This window comes from Cytobacillus gottheilii (genome assembly GCF_001636345.1).
GTDB lineage: Bacteria > Bacillota > Bacilli > Bacillales > Cytobacillaceae > Cytobacillus > Cytobacillus gottheilii.
The window spans coordinates 4497826-4510500 of record NZ_KV440945.1; the positions used below are offsets into that span (position 1 = coordinate 4497826).

Sequence of the window (12675 nt, forward strand, 5' to 3'; positions counted from 1 at the left end):
TCTTTTTATCACATTTTTGTTTTACGCTTTTTTCAGCACTTACTATGATTGAAGGAGAAAAGTCCAATGAGCGAAATAACGAAGACAAGTTCTTCTAAAAAACAAACAGATGCTTCATTATATAGATCGGTCTGGCGCTGGCATTTTTATGCCGGCATTATTATTGCACCATTTCTTGTTATCCTGGCGGTTACAGGATCTATTTACTTATTTGCTCCTCAAATTGAACAAGCGATGTACAAAGATTACTATGTGGTTGAAGAACAAGGGGACAAGCTTCCTGCGACAGAGCAGCTTGCATCTGTATCAGCAGCATATCCAAATGGGCTGATTACAGCTTACCGTCCTGGAGAAGGCGAAACACGTTCAAGTGAAGCAACCGTGTCAATGAATGATGAAACATACACGGCTTTTATTAATCCTTATACAGGTGAATTGGTTGGATCACTTAATAATGAAGATCGTATAATGGATAAAATTGAAGAGTTCCACGGAGAACTAATGGCCGGCACAATCGGGGATCGTGTTGTGGAGCTAGTGGCATGCTGGGCAGTTGTATTAATCGTTACCGGCTTTTTCTTATGGGCACCACGGAAAAAGACCGGCCTTCTTGGCACGCTGTTCATTCGATTTAATAAAGGGAAAAAAATCTTTAGACGAGATCTTCACGCTGTTCCGGCTGTTTGGATCTCAGCTGGAATGTTATTTCTCATTATGACAGGGTTGCCTTGGTCCGGCTTCTGGGGCACTAACTTTCAAACCATTGTTACAAATACAGGTACAGGATATCCTCCTTCTGTTTGGGTAGGAAGCGGACCTGAATCGATCGTAAAAACAAAAGATATTGCAGATGTTCCATGGGCAGCGGAAAATTTAGAAGTCCCGCATTCCGATATTCAGGACTATGTTCCCGTCTCAATAGATGAAGTCGTATCCATCGCCAATAGAGGGGGTCTTCATCCAAGCTACACCATTAGTATTCCGAATACAAAAGAAGGTGTGTATACCTTATCAGCTTTCCCTCCAAAAGCAAAAGACGAATTAACAATGCATATTGATCAGTATTCCGGTGCTGTATTAACAGACTATCGTTATGACAACTATGGATTTATGGGAAAAGTCATTGCCATTGGTATTACACTTCATAAAGGAACAGAATTTGGTCTCATCAACCAGTTAATTAGCTTATTTATCTGTCTGGGGATTATATTAATCGTCCTAAGCGGTTTATATTTATGGTTAAAACGCAAGCCTAAAAAAGAAATGGGTGCACCTAAAGCTCCTAAAATCTTCAATAAGAAGCTTTTCCTATTTACACTCATAGGTTTAGGGATTATCTTCCCGCTAGTCGGCCTGTCACTGGTCATTGTATGGCTGCTCGACCTGCTTGTGATCCAAAGGATTCCTGCTATAAAAAGATTTTTGAATGCGTAAAGGGAGATTATATCTATGAAAAGAATATTTGGTGTTTTTATCCTTTCAGCTCTTTTTCTAAGCGCCTGCTCACTTGATGAAAATGTTGCTGAACTATACGAGCAAAAATCTCCTCTTGAAGCAGACATTATGATACCTGAGTATTTTGCAGAAGAGGAATCTGAGCAAATCCAGGTTCAACTCACTCAAGGTGGAGAAACTGTAGAAAACCCGGATTTCGTTCACTTAGAAATCTGGAAGCAGGACGGATCTTTGAATTACGGTATGGAAGAAGCTGAAAACTTGGGAGATGGTACATTCGGCCTCAGCAAACCATTTGACCAGGATGGTCTCTACTATGTAAAAGTCCATGCCAGCAGCGCCGGTTCCATGATCGTTCCCACAAAGCAATTCATTGTCGGAGAACTATCACAAAGCGACCTGGATGCCCTTCAAAACGGCATTAAACAAGAAGGCGACACAGGCGGTCACCACCACTAAGTCAGGAGGACGGTTCTCCTGGCTTTTTTGCGCCAAACGCATAATTGCCAGGGGACCAGTTCACTGCAACACTATCAAAAAAGAGCGCGGACAACACCACGCTCTTAAAATACTTTCTTCTTATATATATACATCGATAAAAGCCACGAACCTGCATATAAAATGAAAACAGCACCCGCCATCATAAAATAGATCTGATTTCCCTCCAAAGCAAGGAGCCATCCAATAAACGCTCGAATCTGATCAATCCAATTTTTAACGAAAAAATTAACCGCCACTAAAAAGATGCCCGACAACACAAGTGATACCATCAATAGCTGGTTGCTTGTAAATTTATAAGAGAGCGGAAAAATAACTGAAATGACACTTAGGACAATACCAAACATTAGTACAAACACTTTCCAATCAACAATCATACCATTGATAAAGTAATTTCCTATAAAGATAGCGATTGCAACCACTGCTGTAAAAATGAACGCACTGATATATTTTGAAGTAACGATCTCTTTTCTTGTATACGGAAGTGAGTTAAATAGAATATGAATTGGCGACTTCTCATCTGTTGAAAAAGAGTTTAATGATATAACGATACTAAAAACAATTCCAATCCATAAAATTGATGTATTAAATGCTAAGTATGCACACAAAACCGGCAACAGCAGGATAGAACTTTTCTGCAAGATAAGATCCTTCCGAACTAAACTAAACATGCTGCTCCGCTCCTTTCTTTGTGTAATACATAATGTCTTCTAATGTAGGCTTCTCCATAATCACCATATCCCCAAAGACCTCTTCTGCTCTTCCCTTATTGGCTGTTAAAGCTTCAAAACCGTAATTCGATTTGCGAACTGCCAAAAATTCCTGCTCTATTTCTCTATCTAAAAGCTCCAATCCGCCTTTAACAATTGCATACTCTTCTTCAATTTCAATCAGATCTTTTGTGAAGATATGCTCGCCGTTATGAATAAAGGTAATATAATCAGCAATCATGTCTAAATCTGTTGTGATATGTGTAGAAAAGAAGATCGTTTTATCACCGTCTTGCATCAGCTGATGAAGGATCTCCAGGAGTTCTCGTCTAAAAATTGGATCTAATCCGGATGTTGGCTCATCCATAATGATTAGCTCGGCATGATGTGATAAAGCCATCGTGAGGGATGCTTTCATCATCATTCCTTTCGAAAAGGTTTTAATTTTTTTCTTCAGCGGCAAATCAAATAGTTCTACATAATGGTTGAAAAGATGATCATCCCAGTTCTCATATGCATGTTTCACAATATCTTTCATTTGATTTAGTGACAAATGATCATATAAAATGTTTTCGTCATAAACAAATCCAATTCGCTGCTTAATCTCTTTTTCATGCTCTTTATAATTCAAGCCAAAAACAGAAACCGTCCCGCTGTCTGGCTGGAGCAAATTCATAATCATTTTAATGGTTGTTGATTTCCCAACTCCATTTCCTCCAATAAATCCTGTGACAAACCCCTTTTTTACAGCTATCGAAAAATTCTTAATGTCAAACCCTTTAAATGATTTATGAACATTTTTAAGTTCTATAATGTTTTCCATTATTCTTCCTCCCTGTAAAGAATCGTCAGTAGTTCTTTTAATTCTGTAAGGCTGATGCCAATGTCTTTGCTATTTCGAATGGCAGTAAGCAGCTGCTCCTCAATCCCCTTCATCTTTGCTTCTTTCACCATCTCACTATTCTGCTCTGACACAAAAGAGCCTTTTCCGACTATTGAATAAATGAACCCGGTCTTCTCCAGCTCCTCATATGCGCGCTTTGTTGTAATAAGACTTACATTTAAGTCCTTTGCTAACTGCCGCATAGAAGGAAGCGACTGTCCTGCTTCTAATTCATTCGAAAGGATACTCGTTTTCAGCTGTTCATAAATTTGCTCATATATGTGCTGCTTTGAGCTATTTGAAATGATAATTTGCATAACGACCTCTTTTATTGTATATATTGTTTATATATATATTATATACAATATATACAATTAATCAACCCTTCTTTTTAAAAAGATGGCTGGTTCTTTTCTGAGCGATTGTTTTTTTGGTAGATGTGTTTCCTGAATAAAACAGTGAAATAAGCGGAGATTTTACCCTTATTTACGGAATCGGGCTATTTCGAGGCGAAATAAGCGGAGATTTTCCGGTTATGTTGAAAAAAACCGCCCATTTGCATGGTTTTCGGTCAGTTAGACGGAATTTCTCCGTCTATTTAAGCTCATTTTAAGTGGTTTTATGATATAAGCGGAATTCTTCCGTTTATTTTGCGCATCATTTGTGATTCTTCCGTTTTCGGAAAGTATCTATACTATAACTGTTGATCGAAACGTAGAGTGCGAGACTCAGCTTATGCTCAGCACCCGTCCAGCCGGAAAGCGAGTACATGACTGTGGGATTTTTGTATATTTAAGTAATAACAAGAAGACTCCACATACAAAAAAAGCACAAGATGATATACCTCATCCTGTGCCGTCCTTCTGTTATTGCTCTGGCCCAAACGAATTAAAACTCCTCCATCGTCAGCTCACTATTCACACCAGCCGCTGCGCGTACTCCTTCACTCGCTGCAATAATCAGCTGTGAAGGTCCTGAGAACGATGTATCCCCTGCAGCAAATACGCCATTTATGTTTGTTTTTCCTAAAGTGTCCACAATGATTCCGTCATTTTCATTTAACGCACAGCCCAACGAAGCTCCAAACTGATTGCCTTGATAAAGTTCCGTTGTCACAAACCCGCCTGTCCTTGAAATTTCATGGCCGTCTTCAAAGATGATCTTTTCAAGCTTGCCATCCGTACCGTGTAAGCGGGCTATTTTTTCTTCCCTCACGAGAATTCCTTTTACGCTCAAATACTAATTTATCTTCATCTGAGATCGTTTTGTTCCCATTCGTACAAATAATTAAATCTTTGCTCCACTGATAAATCATTTTTGCCATATGGACAGCATGTGCATTTTCTGAAATTAGCACAAGTGGCTGATCCCTTTGTTCCCAGCCATCGCAATATGGACAGCTGAATAAACTTTTTCCATAGAACGCCCTAACACCTTCAATATTGGGGAGTCTCTCTTTTAATCCTGTTGCAAAAATAAGTTTTTTACTTGTGATGATCTGTCCATCTGCAGTCTTCACACTGATTAGTCCATTCTCTTCCTTATATACTTCAATGATTGTTTCCTTCTTAATTTTTACTGAAGGATATTTACGAATATCATTATGCGCTGCTTCTCTGAATTCCTTAGGTGTTACACCATCTCTTGTTATAAAGCCATGCGACTCGTGTGTCACCTTGTTTCTGGCATCGTTATTGTCAAACAGTACAGTTTGTCTTCTTGCTCTTCCTAAAACCAATGCTGCATTTAATCCCGCGGGACCACCGCCAATAATGATACACTCTAACATACTTACGCCACCTCATTCGTTAATTTTTTAAGCTGATATCAAATGCTGTTTTTGACCACTCTTTAAAAGATATTAAAGATACTCATAGTCTATAATTAGAAGAAAAAAATTTAGTTTGCTGCTGTGTGAATATGCGTGATCATATCGGCATTTACTTTCTCAGCTACCCCTGCAATGGTATTCAGCGTTAAATGCTCTTCCATTTTTTGCTCCGCTTCATTCATGACGTTTTCAATCATGCAATTTCGGCGATCATGGATGTTATTTTCTAAGCCGCATTGAAAAAAGGATGCTTTGCCTTCAATTGCTTGAATTACATCTAAAAAAGTAATTTCTTTAGGATCCTTAATTAGCTTATATCCTCCATTTACACCTGTTACAGACTCTACAAAACCAGCCTTGACCAGGTTTGTCAGCACCTTTGATAGATACGTAGGCGATACTTTCTGGACGTCAGCCAGCGACTTTACTCCAATTGTTTTCCCAGATGGTATAACAGCTAAAAAAACCATTGAGTGTAATGCGTAATTAGTTGCTTTTGAAAATTTCAATGAACTCACCTTCTAATTATAGACTTACAATATCTATAATATCTTATTTAAAATTGGCCGTCAATCACACGACCTCAATCCTCAAAACTATTCATCCAGCTTAATTACATAGGACGTAACATTCTTAAGCACATTTCTCCCCGCACTGACAAAATCAATAACATGACAAAAAGAATAGGCATCTCCATTTGTTAATGTAAGTTGACCATGTGCTGCCGCGTGTTTACCATGTGTAATCACTGATAATAATTCCAGCTGTGATATCATCATATTGCTTTGTAAATATGCTCCGGCCTTTTCTTTGCCTTGAAGATTTACTTTATTTACAATCTTCCAGCAAAGAGCTTCATCACAATACTCTAAAATAAAGGATGAATCTTTACGAGCAGCTGCCACTATGATCTCTTGGATCAGTTTCTTTTTCGGTGAGTTCCCGCAGTCTTTAGGCAAAGTAAAACGAATTTCCTCATTCTGTCCAAGATGCTTGCTCATGTCATCCGTCCTTTTTCTTTAGTATTGCTAATCTCTTTTCTAATTGTATAATTTTCTTCTCGTATCTCCCTTTTAGGTGTAAGAAGGACAGATTGGAAGGATTTAAATAAAGCTTGGATCTCTGAATGCTGATTAATTAACTCAAGACTTTGTACGTATTCTTTCTCATCATTATATCTCGTTATTTCTACCCACTTTGTGGGATCGTCTTTACTCTGTAAGTACTGTGTTTGGAATAATAGATATCTGCCATAAATTTTGCTGGCCTTTTCTTGGATCACTAGAAACTCTTCCATTTTATCGACTTGAATATAATATTCATACATCTTCACAAACATCTGCTCACTCCTCACAGTCATTGTTTTCTACTTATGTTTATAAGATTTTCACCAAAAAAAGTAAGCAAATATATGTCAGGCATGTCGAGGCTCTTCCAAAAATCAAAACCGTAATCCTTATTATAATAATTCATGATCAGCGCCATCAGATTTCCATGTGTGCCAATAACCACTTTCTTGCCTGGATGCCGTCTAAGTACCTGCTTTGTAACATTTACGCCTCTTTGCTGAGCAATCCGATTAGATTCTCCCCCTTCCCAGGAAAAATCCTCATCACGCCAAACTTTCGTAATAGCTGCCTGAAAGTCTTCTATAGGGCTGGCAGCTAAGGTTCTTTCCTTAAAATTATCTTCTATAAGTATTTCTTTGCCTATGTATTCTGCAATTCCTTCTACTGTTTGCAAAGCCCGTCTATACGGACTTGAGTAAACATAATCAATTCTTTCCCCTTTTAAAACTTCTGTTACCTGAACCGCATCAGCATAACCACGCACAGACAGCGGCCTTCTTAGCTCATCAGGTGTATAGTCAGAATGAGCATGTCTCACTAAATATAATTGAGTCGTCATTCCATCTGCTTCCTCTCTCTAAATTAGTTTATATCTCCTAAGTAAACAGGCTGTTGTTTGCCTGCAAAATGATCCATGATGAACTGACGCATCGTCTGCGGATATAGTCGGTATTCCAATAACTCTGATAGCTGCAGCCATTCTACACCAATCTGCCCATCGTCAGGAACAATTCCATTTCCTATTTCTTTACTGTCCTCTGAAATCCTGCATAAAAACATATATTCTGTCTGCTGAATCTCGCGATCAAAATGGGCATGTTCATGAATTTTCCCAATATATTCTCGGATAAATAGCAAATCTCCAATTTCGACTTTCGCATTGATTTCTTCTACACATTCTCTCTTTAAAGCCTGATGAAGATTTTCTCCTAACTCTTGACCGCCGCCAGGAAGTATATAATAACCTCCTGCCTCATCACGTTTTTTGATTGCAAGTAAAGCATTATCTTGTACAATTATCGCTTTTGCTGAATTTCTTATCGCCATTTGAACCTCTCCTATATCTAGAATTTACTAAAGCATATTTAACACAAAGAGTAACAACCTCATTCTAAGGTATTTACTATTTCCTTTGCCAACTCATCCAGATCTTCATCTTTTTCACCAACTGTTGGATTTTCCGCTATCCTTATTAAATCCTCCTTAAATTCTGCTCTCAGTTCTTCTGGCATTTCTTTAACTAAATACTCTAAGCACCAATATTTCCATGGTTCATCATCTGTTGTTAAAACAATTTTAATCAGATGGATAATATCCTCTGGGCAGGTTAACAGCAGCTGCGCAACCTCACGCGCAATCGGCCAATTGATGTCTTGCATCCATTCCATGAGCGCAGGCAGCAAGGGGAGCAACTCACTTTTATCCAGATTATTTAATTTAGTCACTCTTTCAATGTCGTGCTTGTGTCTTGGCAAGTAATCATCCAGCAGCTGAACCATTTCATTTTCTGTATCTCTTTCTGATATAACCCGATAATTAGATGCAACATATTGAACGATATATCTATCTCCAAGCTCTTCAATCACCTGCATTGTTAATAAGATGCCACATTCGTTAAATACTTCCTCCAATTCCAAGCCATTAGGAAGGAATTTTTCAGTTTCCCAATTAATCCACTCCCCGTATTTCAAGCTCCATGAAGACAACTCATCTTTTAAAGCATCCGAAATAGGCAATTCCTCAAGATCAAAATTACAGCCGCATCTGCTGCACCAAATCGGATCTGCTCCCATATCGCCTTCAACTTTAATTTCCTTAGTACTTCCCGTTTTGCATGTGCAGTTCATTATTTCACCCACATTCGGTCATTGTAGTAATTTGTTAAAAGAAGTCAGAGATAGCTGCTCATTCACCCTTATCTCCTCCAATTTGGAAAATCCATTTTTAGTATAAAATTGAATGGCTGGAGCATTTTTTGAGGCAGTTGAGACGCAAATGGTATCTATATTATCCATATACGTTTCTATGAAACTTAAAAGTTCCCCAGCAACCCCTTTATTAAAATATTGAGGGATAACGATCAGCCGATGTATATCTAGTACGTTTTTTTCCAGTTTAAATGATATGGCGCCACATAACTTTTCCCCGCAATAATATCCGAAGAATATTTCTCCACACTGCTGCAGTGATTCGACCGTATCTTTTAAAGGAGGAATATCATGATAGCCTATAATATCTGCCTCAATGTTATAGGAAGGAATTTGAACATCTAAAACTGCCTTAGCATGTTCTGGATCTGTAATATCAATCTTCTGTATCAAATCATTTCCTCATTCCTGTCAATATAATTTTACAATGGAATGCATACACCTTTGTGTACCTTACCCAGCAAAATAGAAAATTACATACTTATAACTCTCTTATGTTATTGCTCCTATTCATTTTATCATGCCAGTTTGCCGTTTTAGGAAATTTTTACAAGAACAATCTATAAAAAACAGCCCTGCTAGTTTAATAGCAAGGCTGTTGGAAATTCTATTACATTTGATGTTCAACTTTTACACGTTTAACAAATAGTGAGATGACGAATCCGATGATCGCCATAATGATGGCAAAGATGAACGCATCCTGAACTCCTGCAGTAAATGCAAGAAGCTGATTGACAGGGTTAGCTGGATCTTCTACAGATGTCATAAATGACTCTTGACCTGAAGACATAATAGAGATGGCGATGGCCGTTCCTATCGCACCAGCAACTTGCTGCAATGTATTCATAATGGCTGTTCCATCAGGATAAAGCTCACGCGGCAGCTGATTTAAGCCGTTTGTTTGAGCTGGCATCATTATCATAGAGATTCCCACCATTGTAACAATGTGAAGACCAATAATAAATCCAGAACTTGTTTCCATTGTAATCGTTGAGAATCCAAACATGGCTCCTGCTAAAATCACAATCCCAATTTTCACTAGCCATTTTGGACCGAACTTATCAAATAAACCACCCATGACTGGAGACAGGATTCCATTGATGATTCCTCCTGGAAGAAGAAGCAACCCTGCTGCAAACGTCGTTAAAGCAAGTGATGTCTGTAAGTATAGCGGTAAAAGGATCATTGTTGATAACATGACCATCATACAAACAAGAATTAACAGCAATCCAATTGTAAACATTGGATATTTAAAAGCTCGCAGATCAAGCATTGGCTTTTCCATCTTCGTTTGTCTGATCGAAAATAGAACTAAAGAAATTACTCCAACAAAAATGGCAATGATCACCGTTGGACTTCCCCAGCCGCCGCCTTCACCAGCACTGCTGAATCCATACACGATTCCTCCAAACCCAAGTGTTGATAGTAAAATAGAAAGAATATCAATTCTCGGTTTTGTAGGAACTGCAACATTTTGCATAAAGAATAAGCCAAAAATAAGAGCACCAATCAATAACGGAAGTGAGAACCAGAAAATCCAATGCCAAGTTAAGTTATTGATAATAATACCTGAAATCGTTGGGCCAACGGCTGGAGCAAACATAATAACCAGACCAATAACACCCATAATACGGCCACGTCTATGCGGCGGTATAATTAAAAGCATTGTATTAAACATCAGCGGCAGCAATAAAGCTGTCCCGATTGCCTGCACGACACGGGCAACCATTAAAATAGCAAAAGTCGGTGCGATTGCTGCGATAAACGTCCCAATAATTGAAGCAATTAGTGACGTGATAAATAGCTGTCTTGTTGTAAACCACTGCATAATTAACCCTGAAACTGGTACAAGTACACCTAAAGTCAATAAGTAGCCAGTTGTTAGCCACTGTGCAGTCGTTTCATGAATACCAAAATCCCCAATTAAATTTGTTAAGGCCATATTTAACGCAGTTTCACTAAACAAGCCAATAAAACCTGCTACAACAAATGAGATGATGATCGGCACAACACGCAAATCACCAATATTAATTTCTCCCGTTTTCACTTGCTGTGTATTACCCATATCCATTCTGTTTCCCCCTATATGTCATTCTTGATTCATTTTTAACAGCAACGACAGCTGCTTTGCGATCCTCCGGATAGGATTCCCATTTTGATACGTGATCGACAAAATGCATGCCCCTTCTATCATTGCGGCTATGGTGATTCCTAACTCTTCTGCACTTTCTCTTTTAAATCCATACTGCATTAGGATCCCGGCATATAGAGTCTGAAAATCTTTGAAAACCATTTCACATGAATAACGAAGCCTCTCATGTGTAAACGCTGTTTCCGATGCAATTAATCCGATTGATAATCCATCGATACACTCTCTTGCATCAAAAATAGCGGCTACATTATCGAGATAATATTCGAATGCCTCTGCTGCTGAACTTTTTCCAGATAAGTCCTTCTCAGCTCCCTCCAACACAAGCTTTCTCATCATAGAAATGGCTTCAATGGCAATTTCTTCTTTGCCATTTGGAAAATGATAATAAATGGAGCCTTTTGGCGCACCACTTTCCTCTATAATCTGATTAAGCCCTGTTCCGTTATAGCCTTGACGCTGAAATAAACGAGTAGCAGTTTGCAAGATGATATCCTTTGTATTCTGTTTGCCCTTCATCCTTCATTCACCCCAAAAATATAGCAACCGGTCTAGAGTATGTTAACTAATTATTTTTATAGAGTCAATTCGAATGCTCGCTTATTTATAAAATCTTTACAATGGTCATTTTCTTTAAACACAATATTAAATGAATGTAAGCAGTAAGTTGAAATGTTCATTCGTTTGTGGACATACAGAGGATTACAGCTGGTAAAAAAGGAAAGGGCAGAACCATCTAAAAACATTTTGGCTCTAACCCTCTATCATACGATCTAGTGTTTCTTGTATTTCTTTTTCATAAGGAATGTCCTTTGACCTTAAATTTTGTTCATGTACGTAGGAGATCAATATACTTCTCTTTTCATAGGTGCGGAATGAAACTAAATTCATGGCAGCGGTCTGATCATCAAAATCGTTCAGTCCTTTTTTCAAAGCTTCTTCTGATTTAAACTCAAAAATATAGAGCTTTTTAGCATTTAGCTTATAGACAGCTGGTTTCACATGATTTAACTTAAAGCCAAAAACATCCCCTTTTGTACTATCTGCTTCTTCTAAATTAATTCCATTTTCAATGAAGGCCGCAACGATTTCTTCTTCAGTCAAAAGCGAGCTATCATTGGTCTTTTGCGCCTGACAAGAGATTAAGAGCATGACCAAGCATATTATGATTAATTTTTTCATAGATCACCTTTATTAGAATGATTGTGAATCTGTCCTTATATCCCGCTTTAATAGAGAGTATATGTATAAGTCATCAAATTTCCCGTTTGTACATTCATAGTTTCTCAACAGTCCCTCTTTTATAAAGCCTATTTTTTCTACCACTTTTTGCGAAGGCTGATTTGCTGGTTCAATTAGTGCTTCAATTCGATTGATGTTCATATGGTCAAAGCCGTAACTGACGACTGCTTTGATTGCTTCTGCTGCTATTCCCTTGCCCCAATAGGCTTTACTTAGTTCGAAACCAATTTCTGTTCGAAAATGCTTTGCAACTCCGTTATGAAAACCGCAGCTTCCTATAATAACATCTTCTTCCTTTAGGGTAATGCCCCACCTCATACCGGTCTGATGATCTTGTATGGATTGATACCAAGCGATCTCACCTAACGCATCGTCTACAGATGTAAAAGGTAATAATCCGTAATATTTCATAACATCCTCATCAGAAAGATAAACTAAAATACTGTTCGCATCCTCTGCTGTTATTTTCCTTAATCTTAATCTTGGTGTTTCTATTAATGGGAAATACTCTGCACTGATTTTCACGGCAAAATCTCCTTTTTCAATGTATGATTTACCTTTATAGTTTAACACCATAAACTTAGCATTAGTTTATTAATTTAAGACAATTTTTAATAGTGAAAATATAAA

Annotated in this window: 18 protein-coding genes; 2 read left to right on the forward strand and 16 right to left on the reverse strand. The window is 38.0% G+C overall.

The genetic code is table 11. The features are described 5' to 3' along the window. Positions 1 to 66: 66 nt before the first annotated feature. Together A6754_RS21785 and A6754_RS21790 are read left to right on the forward strand one after the other, a co-directional pair. Entirely contained in the window at positions 67 to 1434 is a 1368-nt protein-coding gene (locus A6754_RS21785; RefSeq protein ID WP_066450978.1) for a PepSY-associated TM helix domain-containing protein, read from the forward strand. Positions 1435 to 1449: 15 nt separating this feature from the next. Beyond that, positions 1450 to 1914, forward strand: coding sequence for a FixH family protein (locus tag A6754_RS21790; RefSeq protein ID WP_066450980.1), 465 nt, complete (start codon positions 1450 to 1452; stop codon positions 1912 to 1914). A gap of 104 nt (positions 1915 to 2018) precedes the next feature. On the opposite strand, the gene A6754_RS21795 is transcribed toward A6754_RS21790, so the two are convergent. The 16 genes from A6754_RS21795 to A6754_RS21865 all read right to left on the reverse strand — a co-directional run bounded on the left by A6754_RS21795 (position 2019) and on the right by A6754_RS21865 (position 12570). After that, positions 2019 to 2624, reverse strand: coding sequence for an ABC-2 transporter permease (locus tag A6754_RS21795; protein ID WP_066450999.1), 606 nt, complete (start codon positions 2622 to 2624; stop codon positions 2019 to 2021). Continuing rightward, positions 2617 to 3486 carry an ABC transporter ATP-binding protein gene (locus A6754_RS21800; protein WP_066451000.1) on the reverse strand — a complete coding sequence of 290 codons (870 nt, stop codon included), beginning with the start codon at positions 3484 to 3486 and terminating at the stop codon, positions 2617 to 2619. Before A6754_RS21800 ends, A6754_RS21795 begins: the two co-directional genes overlap by 8 nt. Further along, positions 3486 to 3863, reverse strand: a complete 378-nt coding sequence (locus A6754_RS21805) for a GntR family transcriptional regulator (protein ID WP_066451002.1) — start codon at positions 3861 to 3863, stop codon at positions 3486 to 3488. Before A6754_RS21805 ends, A6754_RS21800 begins: the two co-directional genes overlap by 1 nt. Before the next feature lie 571 nt (positions 3864 to 4434). Continuing rightward, complete coding sequence (locus A6754_RS23375; protein WP_306806935.1) at positions 4435 to 4761, reverse strand: FAD-dependent oxidoreductase; 327 nt, start codon at positions 4759 to 4761, stop codon at positions 4435 to 4437. Beyond that, the gene (locus A6754_RS21810; RefSeq protein WP_306806936.1) at positions 4712 to 5335 is read right to left on the reverse strand and encodes an NAD(P)/FAD-dependent oxidoreductase; all 624 of its coding nucleotides are present in this window, start codon (positions 5333 to 5335) and stop codon (positions 4712 to 4714) included. Before A6754_RS21810 ends, A6754_RS23375 begins: the two co-directional genes overlap by 50 nt. Before the next feature lie 110 nt (positions 5336 to 5445). After that, complete coding sequence (locus A6754_RS21815) at positions 5446 to 5886, reverse strand: Rrf2 family transcriptional regulator (protein ID WP_066451003.1); 441 nt, start codon at positions 5884 to 5886, stop codon at positions 5446 to 5448. Positions 5887 to 5973: 87 nt separating this feature from the next. After that, a complete protein-coding gene (locus A6754_RS21820) occupies positions 5974 to 6378 on the reverse strand; it encodes a hypothetical protein (protein WP_066451007.1) in 405 nt (134 codons plus the stop codon). After that, complete coding sequence (locus tag A6754_RS21825; protein ID WP_066451009.1) at positions 6375 to 6716, reverse strand: hypothetical protein; 342 nt, start codon at positions 6714 to 6716, stop codon at positions 6375 to 6377. Before A6754_RS21825 ends, A6754_RS21820 begins: the two co-directional genes overlap by 4 nt. 17 nt (positions 6717 to 6733) lie before the next feature. Continuing rightward, positions 6734 to 7285 carry a histidine phosphatase family protein gene (locus A6754_RS21830; RefSeq protein WP_066451016.1) on the reverse strand — a complete coding sequence of 184 codons (552 nt, stop codon included), beginning with the start codon at positions 7283 to 7285 and terminating at the stop codon, positions 6734 to 6736. Positions 7286 to 7308: 23 nt separating this feature from the next. Then, on the reverse strand, positions 7309 to 7773 hold the full coding sequence (locus tag A6754_RS21835; protein ID WP_066451019.1) for an NUDIX domain-containing protein: 465 nt from the start codon (positions 7771 to 7773) through the stop codon (positions 7309 to 7311). Between the two features lie 59 nt (positions 7774 to 7832). Then, positions 7833 to 8573 (reverse strand): DUF5071 domain-containing protein, encoded by a 741-nt coding sequence (locus A6754_RS23315; RefSeq protein WP_257298983.1) that lies wholly within the window; start codon positions 8571 to 8573, stop codon positions 7833 to 7835. Positions 8574 to 8591: 18 nt separating this feature from the next. Further along, entirely contained in the window at positions 8592 to 9047 is a 456-nt protein-coding gene (locus A6754_RS21845; RefSeq protein WP_066451022.1) for a GNAT family N-acetyltransferase, read from the reverse strand. A 217-nt stretch (positions 9048 to 9264) separates the two neighbouring features. Beyond that, entirely contained in the window at positions 9265 to 10719 is a 1455-nt protein-coding gene (locus A6754_RS21850) for a DHA2 family efflux MFS transporter permease subunit (protein ID WP_066451821.1), read from the reverse strand. A gap of 24 nt (positions 10720 to 10743) precedes the next feature. After that, on the reverse strand, positions 10744 to 11322 hold the full coding sequence (locus A6754_RS21855) for a TetR/AcrR family transcriptional regulator (RefSeq protein WP_066451025.1): 579 nt from the start codon (positions 11320 to 11322) through the stop codon (positions 10744 to 10746). A gap of 234 nt (positions 11323 to 11556) precedes the next feature. Further along, entirely contained in the window at positions 11557 to 11985 is a 429-nt protein-coding gene (locus tag A6754_RS21860) for a hypothetical protein (protein ID WP_066451027.1), read from the reverse strand. A 12-nt stretch (positions 11986 to 11997) separates the two neighbouring features. Then, positions 11998 to 12570 (reverse strand): GNAT family N-acetyltransferase, encoded by a 573-nt coding sequence (locus tag A6754_RS21865; protein ID WP_257298987.1) that lies wholly within the window; start codon positions 12568 to 12570, stop codon positions 11998 to 12000. Positions 12571 to 12675 lie beyond the last annotated feature (105 nt).